This window comes from uncultured Oxalicibacterium sp., assembly GCF_913776015.1.
Lineage (GTDB): Bacteria > Pseudomonadota > Gammaproteobacteria > Burkholderiales > Burkholderiaceae_D > Oxalicibacterium.
Genome location: NZ_CAJYMD010000051.1, coordinates 17,929 through 33,970, shown reverse-complemented (window position 1 = coordinate 33,970; position 16,042 = coordinate 17,929). Strand labels below are relative to the sequence as shown.

Genomic DNA, 16,042 nt, shown 5'->3' with positions numbered 1-16,042 from the left:
GGTGACAAAAGGGAGGCCCAACTATGGCCGCTAAAGCGAAAGACTTTAGAAATCAACTTGTCAAGTCCACCGGACTGACCGATGCCGCAATTAATGCAGCTTGGCCAGAATGGTGGAGTGAAACCGCTGACGCTTCTCCATCTGCGCAAGCGGAGCTGCGCTTCTCCATCGCTAGAAAACTCGGATTAGACCCACGGTCGTTACTGGACAACCAAGAGCCAAGCTTCTTTTGGGATGACTCTGCGAAATTCAAAAACTTCCGTGGTGATGCAAAGAACGAACAGCCAGCAATCGCTGCATTCGGGACATCGGTAGGGAGAATGCTGGTTAACGGAACACCCGAGCTAGCTGGCATAGGCCAGCTTAGTGCGAAGCAGATCAGAGCAAGCATCCTTCGAAACGAACGCGTTCCATTTGTCCGATTATCGGATTTGTTGGCAACATGCTGGGGCATTGGTATTCCAGTGATTCATCTTAAGGTCTATCCGCTTGCAGCCAAGCGTATGTGTGCCATGGCGATTCGTAGTGGCGATCGTCACGCAATCCTGCTGGCTAAAGATGCGAACTATCCAGCAATGTCAGCATTCCATCTTGCGCACGAGATAGGCCACATCATGCTTGGCCACGTTACCGAAAATTCGGCGCTCATCGACATGGAGGAACCCGGCACGGCCCACGATGCGCAAGCTGATCACGAAGAGGAAGAAGCAGATCGCTTTGCTCTAGAACTGTTGACCGGCGACGCAGACTTTAAAATCGCAAAGGAAGGTCCGGGGCATAACGCCAAAGAACTGGCACATGAAGCTCGGCGCCTATCTATCGAATATGCCATTGAGCCGGGAACAATTGCCCTTTGCTATGCGTATGCAACGCAAGAGTGGGCGGTGGCGCAAGCTGCCATGCAAGAAATCTATGATCAGGATATTCCGGCGTGGCGTGTGACAAATCAAATCGCAAGTAATCAACTGAACTGGAGCGAGCTATCAGATGAGAACGTAAGTTTCCTGCAGGCGGTGATGGGAGGTATCGGAGCATGACACATGCATTGATCGATACCGATGTGCTTTACAAGACCAGCATCTATGGCTTGCTCAATCACTTACTGGCGGACTTGCCGTACAAGTCAGAGAGCTGCAGCATGTTGGGTGCCGCTAAATTCATGGTCGGTAAAAAGCTCGCCAAGAAGCCACCGACACGGGGAGCAGAAATCGCGCTGGCCGAATTCGCTGATGCATTGAAACGGATCAGTGCATTAGAACCGAGTGAAGAAGAAATCTCACTTGCTGCTGAGCTTGAGTTCCGCGCGCAGAAACTGGCGCTGGAACTGGATGGTGGGGAGAGCTTGCTCTGTGCTGTCTTGTTGAAGAGGCAATGCACCTACATGATGTCCGGAGATAAGCGTGCCATGGTTGCACTTGGCGCGATGAGTGACGATGACATCGCAAACGGCATGCAAGGCAAGTTTCTATGTCTTGAACAAGTGATCGAATACTTGTTGTCTCGGCTGGGATATGACGTACTCAAAACTGCTGTATGCGGCGAGGCAAATGCCGATAAAGCAATTAGTAATTGCTTTTCATGCGGTTCTCAGAATACCGATAGTGATTCCTGCCAACAGGGACTACAAAGCTATATTGGGGACCTGCGTGCCAAAGCCCCCAATATTCTTGCCTACTAAGTATTGCGTAGGAAGACAGCGTACGGATCACACAACTCCGCAACCAAATTGATTTTGACGATAGGATCATCCGGGCCAGCAGGAACGTTGATCGTATCTCCCAAATTAAGACAAGCCTTATCGACGCGTCCTGCAATATATTTGTTGCCAGCACGACCAAGGCTTTTGCCCAGAGCGACGTGTGTCTTGTCTAAAGGCAGATCAAATTCTTCATGGCGTAAGCCTTTAATTGCCAGCGCATAGCGTGAACCAAGCACATGAATACTTGGATGGATCGGATGCCAGTGCACTTTATCAACGGAGAATTCCTCAGCGCGGACCGGATCGGCAAAGTGTTTGGAATCCATTTCCTGCATGCACAGTACAACTGGCTTACCTAGCGCAGCATGTTCCTTGGCAAAGGGCTGGACCATCGTTGAAGGATGGCAAGTACTGCCACCATATCCCCATAGTGCAAATCCAGCCTCTTCGATTTCTTGCGTCTTACGCGCAATGATGTCTTCGAGAGACTCCTTTGCATGCACACCAACCTTCATAAACAGAATTCCTTGGTTCGGTACCAGAATTTCAGACATTTGATTCCCCTTCAAACACTTCGTAGTGATACTCGTCATCGTGTGCTTGACCATAGTCGACACGCTTTTTTTCCCGCACATACCGAATGCGAATGTGCTTATCCTTCCCATAGAAATGCTCCAATCTATCGGGATCAGTAATCGGATGTGAGCTAGATGGCGCATCGAGACCGGGAAGCGACTTCAGCATGAGGTTGCAAGAGCGCAAGTCTGGCGCATCATCCAGATGATAAAGATGCATCTTCGATGCCATCTTCTGGATGAAGAATCCTCGCTCCAACGCAAAGCGTTGAGTCGACGCTAAAACCTGTTGTGGCCACTCCAGTTCGTGGTCATCAGCGATAACGATCATGCCCTCCCCGCTATTGCCAACCGCCTCCATGCCACGCTCTACGAAGACATGGACACTTGCGCCGTCGTTGCTCGCGCCCCAAGGTGGATTGGTATAAAAGCAGTCAAACTCTCCCAAGGCGGGGAAAGCATCAAGGCAGTTGTAAAGCTGCGATGACAACGTCTCCATACGTTCCTTATCGGCGAAACGTTCGATAGCGCGGCAGATGCGTTCGTCGAAATCAAAAACTTTAATCTCGGAAGGACCGTAATCAAGAATGCCACGATGCTGTAAATAGGCCACGCAGATACTAATCGCGTCACCATCACCAATGAAAGCAAGACGTTTTTTATCAGCCCACTTAGCAACCATCTCGCTCTGAAGAACCATGTCGCCGGTCTTCATGTAAATCTGATCCATCTCGCGCAACGGGCGTGGTCGATTCTGCACCACGTCCGAAATCGCATTGATCGCTGCGCGCAGATCAATGTCCTTTCGTTCAGCCATAAATCCCACCCTGTTAAGTTCTTATTAAAATCAAGCAAGAGTGCGATGAGGCAATAAATATTCCTATCCCATATTTATGGGATGGTGCGGACAAGGGCGAATGGTACGACGGGAGACCCAATATGAAGGACGATAAACCGAAGCAACAGGGGCGCGTAGAAAATACGACAGGAAATGGCATGAGCATGGCAATGCTGCTGCAAGCGGAGATATACACAGGAGACCTACGAGCCATTGATAAGAAGTTGTTTAAAACAGGACCCATAAATGAGGCTGACGTTCTACAACTAAAATCAGTGCTGGTGACGCTGGCGAATGTGCGGGACTTCGAGGCGACTGCTCGATTCACCTATCGTGAATACCACCTACCTTCAACGATATACAAACCACTTCGGAAACACTTTGATCTCGCGAAATACTTGCGAAACAAATTTGTAGGGCATATGCATCCTGAGCTTCTAGCTCAAGCCTTAGAACGATCCCCGCTAGTGAGTAAGATACTGCCAAGCAGCAGAGACAGACAGATGATGGTTCTAATAAATCTATGGCTATTAGAGACCGCAATTAATACCTATGTAGAAGAGGATGGGCAACACAAAGTATTTGATACTGTCCCTGATCTCTTGTATCCGCCAGAGTGGGAGCATTTTGGCTCTTTTATGCTGTCTGCGATCGACGGAGCAATGGAGTATCTAAAACTACTAAGAGAATACTGGGGTCCAAAAGTCGCACTCATCCCACCCGCGCATACAACGCGGGAAGAAATAGCGACAGCAGGTCGCCAGAGATATAAATATCTCACACAGTAATTGACCTCAAATATCTGCTTCAAGCCTGAAGGCTGACGTAAATTTGCAACGTGCAAAAACACGAGAAAAGAATATTGATTTTCTAATCAAGCCAGAGAAAAACAAATCAAAAAAATCATGTTTGATACCTTGTTTTTGCAATCCTCTTGCGCGCGCAGCCCAAATAAATTTCGAGAACAAACGACGACTGCGTGATCTCCACATTTATCGTGTCTTGGCGATCGAGAGAGTACATAAGAACTAATCGACTAGTGGAAAAAGCGCGTCGATAATGATGTTCTATGACTCCGCAGAAATCCACATTGACTCCTCTCGGGAGATTCATTCTTGACCGCCGTGCTGAACTTGCGATGCAGCAGGTAGAGCTTGCGCAGCGCATTGGCGTGCACGCTACCTATCTGAGTACGATTGAGACGGGCGGGAAAACGCCAAGCAAAGTAGATTTCCTTGAACGGCTGGCGAAGGGGCTGGAATTGAATGGCGAAGAAAAGGAAGTGCTCTTCGCAGAGGCTAGAAAATCACGACGCAGTATTACGCTGCCACGCAACCTACCTTTGACAGGCTACGAGGTCGTCGATCACCTTGTTGGCTATCTGGACGGCGCTAACGAGCAACAGCTCGCGTTCCTGAAGACGATGTTGGAAGGTCTGAAGAGAATGCAGAGAAACGACCACCTGCCTGCAGCAGGAGCAACCTCGTCGCTAGAGGAGGTCAAAATGTAAAAGCGCCACGACCATGAAGGCTCGCAGCGCTTTCGATTTGGGGCGGACCCCAGCGTCAGAAACTGTAGTTTCTGCCTCCCTACCGTAAGTAGTCAAGCCTTCCATCTATTCCTTTCATTTTAACCACACATGGTTTTCCAAATTTGGAGAAGCCAGAGGGATTGCTTTGCCAATTGTTCCTCGGCTTCACCAGATTTGGTGAACCAAAGGCGCGCTCGCGCCTAAAAAGGGAGAACCATGAAACTACCAACACGTCGCCGGAATGGCGATGCGAATAAACACGGCCGTGTACGGAACCCGGTCGGACGTTCCTTCAAAAGTATCCGAGGCAAATACCCATCGAAAAAAATGGGTCGAATGATCCAATGGGAGAGCCAGTTAGAGCGAGACGCAATTCTATTGTTGGAATACTCGCCCGACATCACTGCGTATCAAGAACAACCACGAAAAATAACGTACGCCATGCAAGGGGCAGTCAAGACCTACTTCCCTGACTTTGAGGTCTGGCATACAGACGGACGACATGGATACATTGAAGTAAAGCCCGATGAGATAGCAAGACGTCCGGACCAGAAAGCTCGCTTTTCACACATCGAATCGAAGTTCAATGGCGAGGGTAGCTACTTCGAAATCCTGACCGAAAACCAAATTCGTACAAAACCGTTGTTGGACAACCTTCGAATGGTCGAGCGTTATCGAAGTAGTGCGCTGCGGCCCACCAGTTGGTTCACAGTCAAACATCATTTTGAACAACTTGCCGTCATCACATTCGCCCAAGCACAGGTGCATTTGGGTGGAATAGATCGCGTGTGGGCCCTAGTGGCCGATGGAATTTTCTCGACCGATCTGCGTAGCTGTATCACCGACCAAACCATCTTTCAGATCAACGTTCCAAGGAGCACAAATGGCACCGACATTCGTAATTAAGGTTGACTTAAGCATCTCGATCGATGACGAACACTTTGACGTGCGCAGAATCTTAGAAGATGGTCGCGTGCAGCTCGAATGCCATCAGGATGGATCACTGAAGTTTAGTAGCAAAGAGGAGCTGCTTGACCTTTATTCAAAAGGAAAACTCAAACCACTGATGCCCAGTGACGAAGCTAAAAAACAGGGATCGCTCTACGTAAATCGAGCATTGTCGACTTTCAGTGAAGGCATACAAAAAGAAGCGATACGTAGGAAAAATTACGTAGAGAAAATCAAAGCATTTGGGCCTTTCAATTCAAGCCCGGATTACTTAAATCCACTAATTGACATTGTTGCAGCAGAGCTGGGTGACGCCCATCCACCCTCTCATGTTTCCGTGTGGCGTTGGACGAAAGCAGTAAGTAAGTCGGGTGGTGACTATCGCGTGCTGATTGACAGGCACGATCGGAAAGGTAGTGGGAAATCCAAACTGAAAGATGTAGTGAAAGAGATCATGTGGGATTGTATAGATACGATCTACATGACACAGGATCGATACGCGATACAAGCCGTCCACGACGAGCTCGTAACGCGCATAGATGATCACAATCTCAAGAACATTGGTCAACTTACGGCACCCTCTTACGCCACCGTCTCGCGTGCTATCGGAAGCATCGATGCGTATGAAGTTGAAAAGGCGAGATACGGTAAGCGTCTGGCGGATATTCGCTTCCGATATGCCGGAAAGTCACCGACCGTAAATAACGTCATGGAGCTCGTCGAAGTCGACCATACGTTAATGGATGTTTTTGCCGTGAATCCGATAACAGGCGAAATATATGGTCGCCCCACACTGACAACGATGCTTTGCAAGGCATCGAAAGTTCCCGTCGGTATGTTTCTTGGGTTTCAAGGGCCTTGTGCGGAAGCTGTACTTGCTTGTCTTAAGCACGCCATCATGCCCAAGACCTATGTCAAGGAACGCTTCCCTGATATTCGAAATAGCTGGCCCTGCTATGGCTTGATCACGTATCTCCTAGCGGACAATGGTTTGGAGTTTCATGGCGAAGCACTAGAACGTGCTGCATTGGAAATTGGCACTACCGTGGGCTACTGCCCACCAAGGGAGCCTTACTACAAGGGTTCCCTTGAGCGATACCAAAAGACTTTGAACTACGACTTCTCAAGACTCATGCCGGGACATAGTTTTGCTTCGTGGCTTGAGCGCGAAGATTATGACCCACTCAAGCACGCCATTATTCCTCTGGATGTGCTTGATCGCCTACTACATAAATGGATCATCGATGTCTACATGCAAAAACGACATAGAGGAATTGGCATGTCACCAATTCAGAAGTGGAATGAGCTGGCTATGAAACATCCCCCTCAGCTTGTTTCAGACCCGAGCAGACTGGACATTGCTATCTGTAAAAGACTTAATCGGAGTTTGAGTCACGCTGGTGTAAGCCTACACAGTATTCGATATAACAACCATGAGTTAAAAGCATTGCGAGAGCGCTTAGGTGCAACCATCGATGTAGAGGTTTGCTTTCTGGACGAGGACATTTCATATGTCTATGTAGTTGATCCGGAAACCAAAGAGCACATCGTCGTGCCCGCACTCAATCAAGAGAACACACGGGGCATAACTCTGTACCAGCACAAGCGTTTGAGACAAATCATGGTTGAGAAAGGGCAAGACCCTGATGTCGCTCTTAATGTTGCAAGAGCAAGGGCGGAACTGGTGCGAGAGGTTAAGGCACTAGAAAATAGCAACAAGATTCGTAAAAAACAACGCGCCGCAAAGATCAAGGGTATCGGACAAGGTAAGGGAGTTAACTATCTGACGCAAGATGAACCATCACTACCAACGCCTATTAAAGAAATCCCTACTGCCGCCAATGATGTAGATGATGTCGTAGCCGATCTTGGCTCGATGAAATTTGATCGAATGAGCGGGAAGGTGGCTTCAAGATGATCCCACATGCACAAGCAATGAACGATACGGACCGTATCCAAGCGATCGAAAGTATATCGATTGAACATCCATACTTTATGCATGCCCTTAAGAGCTTGCAGCACGGAATGATGGTGAGACGAAGCGGTGGCAAACCTCGACACACGTTGCTTATTGGTGAAGCCGGTGTGGGCAAGACATATCTCGTCGGTCGCTTAGAAAGCATGAATCCGTCGATTGAAGTGGATGGGGTTGTTCGCATGCCGGTGGTCGTAGTTCAGACACCACCAATCCCAACTGTAAAAAATCTTGCGGAAGCCACACTTCAAGCATTAGGCGATCCATTTGCGGGACGTGGTACCGCATCGAATATGCGCGATCGAGCTCTGGCAATCATTCGAAATGCTCGCGTCGAAAAACTAATCTTTGAAGAGCTTCATCACTTTATCGACCATGGCGGCCAAAGTGCTTCTGCTGCGGTAGCCGACTGGTTAAAAGCATTCATCGACTGTAGCGGGCTATGCGTACTTCTCACCGGATTACCGCGTAGTCAAAGGATACTGAGTATTAATGAACAGCTCAGACGTCGCTTCTCGTCGCATCTGGTTCTCGAAGCATTTCAATACGATGAGCCTAAAGATCAGAAACTGTTCAGATCAGTGTTGAATGAGATCGATAAGGCGTTGCCGCTGGATGAGATGCAAGGACTCGCTAAGCCTGAGCTCGCTAGACGCTTGTACTTCGCTAGTAATGGTTTGCTGGGTTACCTAATGAAACTGCTCGTTGGGGCGGTAGAAGTGATGACCGCGCAAAGTTGCAGGAGGTTGGAGGTAGAACACTTTGAGACTGCATTTACCGAAGTGATATGGAGCAATGGCATCGGCAAACTCAATCCGTTCTCACCCGATTTTAGTTATGAACGGCTTGATCAATTCGAGCAACCCTATAACGTCAGTATCCCAATAGGCAAAAGAACACGGTTTAAGGCGGGAGAGAGATATGCGAAATAGTTACCGCACATACTTTCGGATCGACAGTCAAATGGGGGAAAGTTTAAGGGGATACACCCTTAGATTAGCCGAGTACAACGGATTTGCAAAAGCGACTTGGATAAGCGAAGTGCCAAATGAAATCGAAAGAATAGTGGAACTATATGGCTCCCGACTATTTGGCAAGACTCCGGGATTCATCAAACTAGGTAAAGAATCATTCGTTAATCAACATCCGACATATCAATCAGCTACATCCGCATTTACGTATTGCCCAGTTTGTATATCAACGATTGATTACATTCCGTTTTATTGGGAAAACAAGTTTTATACGGCGTGTCATAAACATGGGTGTTTTATGCAGAGCACGTGTGATGCTTGTGGCCGTACCGTTGGCTGGGAGAGTCGCGGGACGATGCGCAGGTGTGATTGTGGATGCGAGCTGGGTGGTTCTACGCCTAAGCTAGCTAGTCAAATGGAGGTGCTGCTTTGCTGGTCGCTGGCGACGGCACTTTGCAAAGAGTATGAATGCGAACTCTTAGTGCGTGAGCCGTGTCCTGAAATGATATTCGCGCCAGATAGCGTTCCTTTGCTCATCAAAATAATGGGTGAAACGGTGTTACCTAGGGGCAGTGGGGGGCAACCGGGGCTAGATATTTTAGGATCAGGCGGATTATCAAAAGCCTCCTTAATGACGAGTAGAACAGCTTGGTTTCTGGATGACTGGCCAAACAATTTCCGAAAATTCCTGCATGACAATCAAGCCTACTTTGATGAAACGCAATCCTCTCAGTATGACGCCGGGGTGTACGAAAGATTTGCTAAGCGTCTAATAAAAGAAAGTAAGAATTCTAAGATCGATTTTCTGTTGCGAGAGTATAGGGACTTCGCTTTGAATAACTGGCCCAAAGTACTTACGCGTAGAAACACATGGGTGCCAGATGCTGAATTGGATGAGCAAGCGCATGTTCTTTTGCCTACAGCGGCAAAAGTACTTCAAGTTACGCAAGCTGCGGTCAAAAAACTGGTGCGTGACAACATGCTAAAAGGAAGTATCAAGAAAACTGCCTCTGGTCGTGAGTTCTATATTGTTTGTCGTAAAAGTCTCTTCGAACTAAAAACGATGTCGTCAGAAGATATTACTGAGCGGGCAGCACGCGACTTTCTGGGCGTTTCTAAAGGTGTGGTTAACAAGCTGGTTAATGCAGGCCATCTAACAGTGTACGGACAATCGCTACTTTTCGGCGAGAAGTCAGGACACCGTACGTTTCATCGGAACCAGATTTTCGACACACTAAATAGAATTTACTCGTATGGTAGGCAGCCTGATAAAGATGACGAGTGCTTGAGCTATGCAAAGGCATGCAAAAATATACTCACTACCGCTGAGGCGGAGCGTTTTATGTTTGACGTTGTTAATTTGAGTATCCCTATTTTGAAAACACTACCTTTCAAAAAATGGAACTTGAAGAAAGCTTTTTTTATGAAGAGTGAGGTTACTGATTGGCTGCACAAACAAAGGAATGAAAAGTATCTTGATTATTTAAGTGTGCAAGAACTTGCAGAGCGGCTCAGTGTGAAAGAAGAAGTCGCTTATTTTTTGGTTAGGCAAGGACTGATTGCCTCGAAGTCTGTGGTGATTGGACGCCGTCGCTGTTTAAAGGTGTCTGAACATTCCGTTAGAAAATTCGCCAAACAGTACATCACTGCCGTTAATTTAGCGGTGCTTATGAATACCTCATCGGCAGGGCTGGTGTATCGAATGAGGGATAATGGAGTGTTGCCAAAGATCGGGCCGCCTACTGATAAATGTCGGCAAGTGTTCTATCAACGTGATGAGGTAGCCGCAGTACTGCGCGAAGATTTTGATACACTAGCAAAGTGTTGAATTTAGTGTAGATAGAGATTTTTTCAGGTTCTACGATGAAGGAAATGGTTTTTCTCACTAACTGTGATTAGACTCCGCATTACGAGATGATGAAAAATTGAAATTTCTCTTTCAAATCAACGATTCATATTTCCATCATCCATGCAAACGTACAGTAGTGAGGTGCTAAAAAGCCCGTGTTTGCGGGCTTTTTTACTTCTGAAGTTAGTTATCTTGGATAATCCAATCTCCTAACCTAGCTAGTAGTCTTGTTGATGACAACAACTGAAACCAAAATCGAATTGGACTTGATTGCCAAGCTAGGTAATCTTAAATATACGTGCCGGCCTGATATATGCGACCGCGCCACGCTTGAGACAAACTTCCGCGAGAAGTTTCAGGAGCTGAACCGAGTCAAACTCACCGACGAAGAGTTCAATCGCTTGCTCGAAGAAATTGTCACACCCGATGTCTTCACTGCTGCACAAACCCTACGCACCCGTAACAGCTTCATCCGTGAAGACGGCACGCCGCTGAACTACACCCTCGTTAATATTGAAGACTGGTGCAAGAACAGCTTCGAAGTCGTCAATCAGCTACGCATCAATTCCGACTACAGCCATCATCGTTTCGATGTCGTGTTGCTCATCAACGGCGTGCCTGTGGTGCAGATCGAGTTGAAGACGCTGGGTATCAACCCGCGTCGTGCCATCGAGCAAATCGTCGAGTACAAGAACGATCCCGGCAATGGCTTCACGCGCACGTTGTTGTGCTTCATGCAGGTCTTCATCGTTAGCAATCGTGATTCCACCTACTACTTTGCTAACAACAACACGCGGCACTTCAGCTTCAATGCTGATGAGCGCTTTCTGCCCATCTATCAGTTTGCTGCGCCAGATAACACTAAAATTACCGGGCTCGACGAGTTTGCCGATGCAGTGCTGGCCAAGTGCACGCTTGGTCAGATGATCAGCCGCTACATGGTGTTGGTCGCCAGCGAGCAAAAGCTCTTGATGATGCGGCCCTACCAGATCTATGCCGTCAAAAACATCGTCAAGTGCATTGAAGAGAACAGCGGCAACGGCTACATCTGGCACACCACCGGCAGCGGCAAAACACTTACCAGCTTCAAGGCCTCCACGCTGCTCAAGGTCAACCCTAATATTGAGAAATGCCTCTTCGTGGTCGATCGCAAAGACCTTGATCGCCAAACGCGCGAAGAATTCAACCGCTTCCAAGAAGGCTGCGTCGAGAGCAACACCAACACCGGCGAATTGGTCCGTCGCCTTCTGTCTGACGACGCGGCGGACAAAGTTATCGTCTGCACCATCCAGAAGCTGGGCCTGGCGCTGAACGAAAACAGCAAACGCAACAAGAGCCGAGAGAAACGTGGACTTGTTACCTACGCCGATCAGCTCGACGCCATGCGCGACAAGCGCATTGTTTTCATCTTCGACGAATGTCACCGCTCCCAGTTTGGCGACAACCACCAGACCATCAAAGAGTTTTTCCCCAAGGCCCAGCTCTTTGGCTTTACCGGCACACCGATTTTCGACAAAAACTCGACCGTCAAGCAAATCACAGGTGAAGAACAAACGCTTAAAACCACCGAAGACCTCTTCCAGCAGTGCCTGCACGAATACACCATCACCCACGCAATTGAAGATCGCAACGTCCTGAAGTTTCACGTCGACTACTTTAAGCCCGATGGGAAGAACCCGCCCAAACAGGGTGAAAAGATTGCCAAGCGCGCTATCGTCGAAGCCATCCTCGCCAAGCACGATGCCGCCACGGGCGGGCGCAAATTCAACGCCATTTTCGCCACCGCCTCGATCAACGAAGCCATTGAGTATCACCAGCTGTTCAAAGACATCCAGGCCGAGAAGTTGCAGGCAGATCTCAGCTTTGTGCCGCTGAATATCGCCGCCGTGTTCTCACCGCCTAGCGATGTGAGCGCCGACGTGCGCCAGTTGCAGGAAGACCTGCCCAACGAATTGGCAGACAACCAACAGGAACCAGACGCCAAGAAAGAAGCGCTTGGCGAGATCATCGCCAGCTACAACACCCACTTCGGCGCCAATCACCGCATCGAAGAGTTCGACCTCTACTATCAGGACGTGCAGCAGCGCATCAAAGACCAGCAATGGCCCGATGCCGATCTGCGCAAAGCCAACCTAAGCGCAGCACACCACAAGATCGACATCACCATCGTCGTCGACATGCTGCTTACCGGCTTCGACAGCAAGTACCTCAACACCCTCTACGTCGACAAAAATCTCAAGCACCACGGCCTCATCCAGGCCTTCAGCCGCACTAATCGCGTGCTCAACGACACCAAGCCCTACGGCCACATCCTCGATTTCCGAGGACAGCAAAGCGCGGTAGATGAAGCCATTGCTCTTTTCTCCGGCAAGAGAGACGAATCGCGCGCACGCGAAATCTGGCTGGTGGACAAAGCCCCCATCGTTATCGACAAGCTGCAAGAAGCCAAACTCGCCTTACAAGGCTTCATGCAGGCGCACGGGTTGTCTGGCAAGCCCGAAGACATCGCCAAACTCATGGGCGACGAAGCCCGCGTCGGCTTTGTCAAGGCGTTCAAGGAAGTGCAGAAGCTGCAAACCCAGCTCGACCAATACACCGACCTCACCCCCGAGCAGGCACAAACAATTGAGACCATCCTACCTAAAGATGAACTCAACGCCTTCCGTGGCCAATACCTGGAGACCGCCAAGCGCCTGCGCGATGAACGCGCGCGTACCGGCGACCGCGAAGGCGAAACCCGGAACGAAGATTTGGCGCAACTCGATTTCGAGTTCGTGCTCTTCGCCTCGGCGACGATTGATTACGACTACATCATGAAGCTCATTGCCGACTTCTCCAGCAAGAAGCCCGGCAAGGCCGCCATGAGCCGCGAACAATTGATCAGTCTGATCGCGGGCGATGCCAAATTCATCGACGAACGCGATCTCATTACCGAATACGTGCGGGGCCTCACGGCAGGCGAGGGGTTAGACGAACGCGCCATCCATACCGGTTACCTGCAGTTCAAGGCTGTAAAAGCCGCCCGCGAGCTGAACGAGCTTGCTGCCCGCCACGGCCTGGCAGCAGCGGCCCTGCAAGGTTTTGTCGATGCCGTGCTAGAGCGCCGTATCTTCGACGGCGAACAACTCACCGAACTGCTGGCTCCGCTGGAACTGGGCTGGAAGGCCCGCACGCAAAAGGAGCTTGCCTTGATGAGCGAGCTCGTGCCCATGCTGAAGCGCCGCGCTGGAGGTCGGGAAATCTCCGGCCTCCAGGCGTATGAGGATTGAGTGATGGCGAAGGAAAGTAAGAAAGTGCTCGTGCCGAAGCTTCGTTTCCCGGAGTTTAAAGACGCCGAGGGCTGGCATTTGACGCATGGTGACCAGCTCTTCGACGCAATCAATGACCGATCACCATCAGAGGCACTGCCAATACTCGCAATCACTCAAGAGTACGGGGCTATTCCGCGAGATCAAATTGATTACCACGTCTCGGTTACCGAACAGAGCATTGAGAGCTATAAAGTCGTTGAGAAAGGCGACTTCATAATTAGCCTTCGCTCTTTTCAAGGGGGCATTGAGTATTCCAACTATCGAGGAATCTGTAGTCCAGCCTATGTAATACTTCGCAGAAAGGGTGATGGCTCAGACGGCTACTTCCGACATCTCTTCAAATCAGCCAGATTCATCCAGCAACTGACGCGCAATATCGAAGGATTGCGCGATGGGAAGATGATTAGCTACAAGCAATTCTCCGAGCAGCAGGTTCCAGTACCTAGCCCGGCGGAGCAAAAAAAAATCGCCGAATGTCTGAGCTCGCTGGACGAACTGATTGCCGCGCAGGGGCGAAAAGTCGAGGGCTTGAAGACCTACAAGCGCGGCCTGATGCAGCAGCTCTTCCCACGAGAAGGTGAAAACTTCCCTCGCCTCCGCTTCCCCGAGTTTCGCGATGTGCCGGAGTGGACAGATAAAAAACTTTCAGCGGTAATTGACTTGGTCTCAGGCCTGCACCTATCTCCGGATGAGTACAGTATAGACGGAGACATACCTTACTTCACCGGCCCATCAGATTTCAGCAACGATGTTGAAGGCGCAAGCAAGTGGACAAAGGCGTCAAGCAACATTGCCAAAGAAAACGATACGTTGATTACGGTGAAAGGTAGCGGTGTCGGTGAGATCTGGTATCTCGAAATACCATCGGTGGCTATTGGGCGTCAATTGATGGCCGTTCGTGCTCACCATGATTGCTCAAATCGTTTCATCTTTCAGCTACTTCTAACAAAGAGTCATCGCTTTGAAGATCTTGCGGCTGGAAATCTAATTCCCGGACTTGCTCGTGGAGATGTATTAAATTTAGTTGCCCCTATTCCCGAGAAAGATGAGCAAGAAAAAATAGCAAGTTTTCTTTCCTCTTTGGACGATCGAATCGCGCATGAATCTAAGCAACTTGATATTTTAAAAAGTCACAAGAAGGGCCTTATGCAAAAACTCTTCCCATTGCTGGGGGAGAAGACTCATGACTAATCTGAGCTACTTTAATTTGACTTGGTTGGCGGAGCACTTTCGCGATGAGCTTAAGGCGAAGAAAACGATTTTGCTATATGCCTATAACGGTACAGGTAAGACGCGCCTTTCCTCAGCATTTAAAGACATTGGCAAGGTTGTAGACAAGAATGGGGAAGTTACGAAACGTGATACGTTGTACTTCAACGCATATACAGAGGATCTATTCACTTGGGACAATGATCTCGAAAAAGATCAGGAGCGAGTGCTTGAGCTTAATACCGACTCGAAGTTTTTCAATGGTCTTCGTGATCTTGAAATGGAGGTAAAGATTGAAAAGTTCCTGCAACGTTACGCCGATTTTAGTTTTTACATCGACTACGACCGCCGCAAGCAGGATCGCTCCGACAGTATCGAGACTAAGCTGCCGCCTGCAATATTGTTTTTCCGCGAACGAGACAAAAATGGTGAACCCATTCCGATCAAGGCATCCCGAGGAGAGGAAAGCATCTTCATTTGGTGCTTCTTCTTGGCTATCGTCCAACTAGTGTTAGACCAAGCTGAGGCATACAAGTGGGTACGCTACATTTACATTGACGATCCAATGTCGTCACTGGATGACGGCAACATCGTCATGGTTGCACATCATCTGGCGCAAATGCTGAAGGATCCACCGCGAGATCTGCGCGTAGTTGTATCGACCCACCATGTGCTGTTCTTCAACGTGCTGTGCAATGAATTTAGTAAGTCGAGAAAATATTTTTTAACACGAGAGCGGCGCGGGCGTGGATTTACGGTTCAGGAAACTGATAGCACTCCATTTCTACATCACTTGTCGTCGCTGGTTGAGTTGCATCAAGCAGTGCATTCAGGTGCTTTGTATACGCATCACTTCAACATGCTGCGCCGGGTAATGGAGCAGACAGCTTGCTTTTTCGGCTATGCCAAGTGGGATGACTGCATCAGGCCTGCACCGGAAGCCGACGACCCCAACCAGACCGGATACAAGCGAGTGATTGACCTCATGAGTCACGGCGACTATTCGCTATATGAACCCAGGGAAATGCTGCCGGAGAACAAGGAGCATCTTATTAGAGCGCTAAGACAATTCATCAGTACTCATCCTTTCAGCCCGGCACTCTTTGGTGGAACACGATGAGCGAACTCAAGGCACT

Annotated in this window: 13 protein-coding genes; 11 read left to right on the top strand and 2 right to left on the bottom strand. The window is 49.1% G+C overall.

Annotated features, from left to right (window positions below):
* The first annotated feature begins 23 nt into the window (after nucleotides 1–23).
* Together QZ725_RS08415 and QZ725_RS08410 are read left to right on the top strand one after the other, a co-directional pair.
* Complete coding sequence (locus QZ725_RS08415; protein ID WP_293778437.1) at nucleotides 24–1,037, top strand: ImmA/IrrE family metallo-endopeptidase; 1,014 nt, start codon at nucleotides 24–26, stop codon at nucleotides 1,035–1,037.
* Nucleotides 1,034–1,678 carry a hypothetical protein gene (locus QZ725_RS08410; protein WP_293778434.1) on the top strand — a complete coding sequence of 215 codons (645 nt, stop codon included), beginning with the start codon at nucleotides 1,034–1,036 and terminating at the stop codon, nucleotides 1,676–1,678. The genes QZ725_RS08415 and QZ725_RS08410 overlap by 4 nt, the downstream gene beginning before the upstream one ends.
* On the opposite strand, the gene QZ725_RS08405 is transcribed toward QZ725_RS08410, so the two are convergent.
* Together QZ725_RS08405 and QZ725_RS08400 are read right to left on the bottom strand one after the other, a co-directional pair.
* Nucleotides 1,675–2,253, bottom strand: coding sequence for a hypothetical protein (locus tag QZ725_RS08405; RefSeq protein ID WP_293778432.1), 579 nt, complete (start codon nucleotides 2,251–2,253; stop codon nucleotides 1,675–1,677). The two genes, QZ725_RS08410 and QZ725_RS08405, sit on opposite strands and share 4 nt — an antisense overlap.
* Nucleotides 2,246–3,091, bottom strand: a complete 846-nt coding sequence (locus QZ725_RS08400; RefSeq protein ID WP_293778431.1) for a bis-aminopropyl spermidine synthase family protein — start codon at nucleotides 3,089–3,091, stop codon at nucleotides 2,246–2,248. The genes QZ725_RS08405 and QZ725_RS08400 overlap by 8 nt, the downstream gene beginning before the upstream one ends.
* A 122-nt stretch (nucleotides 3,092–3,213) precedes the next feature.
* On the opposite strand from QZ725_RS08400, the gene QZ725_RS08395 reads away from it, so the two are divergent.
* From QZ725_RS08395 to QZ725_RS08355, 9 genes are all read left to right on the top strand, one after another.
* On the top strand, nucleotides 3,214–3,900 hold the full coding sequence (locus QZ725_RS08395; RefSeq protein ID WP_293778428.1) for a hypothetical protein: 687 nt from the start codon (nucleotides 3,214–3,216) through the stop codon (nucleotides 3,898–3,900).
* Nucleotides 3,901–4,181: 281 nt separating this feature from the next.
* The gene (locus QZ725_RS08390) at nucleotides 4,182–4,622 is read left to right on the top strand and encodes a helix-turn-helix transcriptional regulator (RefSeq protein ID WP_293778426.1); all 441 of its coding nucleotides are present in this window, start codon (nucleotides 4,182–4,184) and stop codon (nucleotides 4,620–4,622) included.
* A 237-nt stretch (nucleotides 4,623–4,859) separates the two neighbouring features.
* Nucleotides 4,860–5,549, top strand: coding sequence for a TnsA endonuclease N-terminal domain-containing protein (locus tag QZ725_RS08385; RefSeq protein ID WP_293778423.1), 690 nt, complete (start codon nucleotides 4,860–4,862; stop codon nucleotides 5,547–5,549).
* Nucleotides 5,527–7,509 carry a Mu transposase C-terminal domain-containing protein gene (locus QZ725_RS08380; RefSeq protein ID WP_293778420.1) on the top strand — a complete coding sequence of 661 codons (1,983 nt, stop codon included), beginning with the start codon at nucleotides 5,527–5,529 and terminating at the stop codon, nucleotides 7,507–7,509. The genes QZ725_RS08385 and QZ725_RS08380 overlap by 23 nt, the downstream gene beginning before the upstream one ends.
* Nucleotides 7,510–7,526: 17 nt before the next feature.
* Entirely contained in the window at nucleotides 7,527–8,498 is a 972-nt protein-coding gene (locus QZ725_RS08375; protein WP_293778417.1) for a TniB family NTP-binding protein, read from the top strand.
* Nucleotides 8,488–10,365 carry a TniQ family protein gene (locus QZ725_RS08370; protein ID WP_293778416.1) on the top strand — a complete coding sequence of 626 codons (1,878 nt, stop codon included), beginning with the start codon at nucleotides 8,488–8,490 and terminating at the stop codon, nucleotides 10,363–10,365. Before QZ725_RS08375 ends, QZ725_RS08370 begins: the two co-directional genes overlap by 11 nt.
* A 254-nt stretch (nucleotides 10,366–10,619) precedes the next feature.
* A complete protein-coding gene (locus QZ725_RS08365) occupies nucleotides 10,620–13,655 on the top strand; it encodes a type I restriction endonuclease subunit R (RefSeq protein ID WP_293778414.1) in 3,036 nt (1,011 codons plus the stop codon).
* A 3-nt stretch (nucleotides 13,656–13,658) separates the two neighbouring features.
* Nucleotides 13,659–14,888 carry a restriction endonuclease subunit S gene (locus tag QZ725_RS08360; RefSeq protein WP_293778412.1) on the top strand — a complete coding sequence of 410 codons (1,230 nt, stop codon included), beginning with the start codon at nucleotides 13,659–13,661 and terminating at the stop codon, nucleotides 14,886–14,888.
* Complete coding sequence (locus QZ725_RS08355; protein ID WP_293778410.1) at nucleotides 14,881–16,026, top strand: AAA family ATPase; 1,146 nt, start codon at nucleotides 14,881–14,883, stop codon at nucleotides 16,024–16,026. Before QZ725_RS08360 ends, QZ725_RS08355 begins: the two co-directional genes overlap by 8 nt.
* Nucleotides 16,027–16,042 lie beyond the last annotated feature (16 nt).

Bases quoted from the DNA above. Each gene is read 5' to 3' on its own strand.
- QZ725_RS08360 (WP_293778412.1), top strand. From the start codon at position 13,659: ATGGCGAAGGAAAGTAAGAAAGTGCTCGTGCCGAAGCTTCGTTTCCCG.
- QZ725_RS08365 (WP_293778414.1), top strand. From the start codon at position 10,620: ATGACAACAACTGAAACCAAAATCGAATTGGACTTGATTGCCAAGCTA.
- QZ725_RS08395 (WP_293778428.1), top strand. From the start codon at position 3,214: ATGAAGGACGATAAACCGAAGCAACAGGGGCGCGTAGAAAATACGACA.
- QZ725_RS08355 (WP_293778410.1), top strand. From the start codon at position 14,881: ATGACTAATCTGAGCTACTTTAATTTGACTTGGTTGGCGGAGCACTTT.
- QZ725_RS08400 (WP_293778431.1), bottom strand. From the start codon at position 3,091: ATGGCTGAACGAAAGGACATTGATCTGCGCGCAGCGATCAATGCGATT.
- QZ725_RS08370 (WP_293778416.1), top strand. From the start codon at position 8,488: ATGCGAAATAGTTACCGCACATACTTTCGGATCGACAGTCAAATGGGG.
- QZ725_RS08375 (WP_293778417.1), top strand. From the start codon at position 7,527: ATGAACGATACGGACCGTATCCAAGCGATCGAAAGTATATCGATTGAA.
- QZ725_RS08385 (WP_293778423.1), top strand. From the start codon at position 4,860: ATGAAACTACCAACACGTCGCCGGAATGGCGATGCGAATAAACACGGC.
- QZ725_RS08410 (WP_293778434.1), top strand. From the start codon at position 1,034: ATGACACATGCATTGATCGATACCGATGTGCTTTACAAGACCAGCATC.
- QZ725_RS08380 (WP_293778420.1), top strand. From the start codon at position 5,527: ATGGCACCGACATTCGTAATTAAGGTTGACTTAAGCATCTCGATCGAT.
- QZ725_RS08415 (WP_293778437.1), top strand. From the start codon at position 24: ATGGCCGCTAAAGCGAAAGACTTTAGAAATCAACTTGTCAAGTCCACC.
- QZ725_RS08405 (WP_293778432.1), bottom strand. From the start codon at position 2,253: ATGTCTGAAATTCTGGTACCGAACCAAGGAATTCTGTTTATGAAGGTT.
- QZ725_RS08390 (WP_293778426.1), top strand. From the start codon at position 4,182: ATGACTCCGCAGAAATCCACATTGACTCCTCTCGGGAGATTCATTCTT.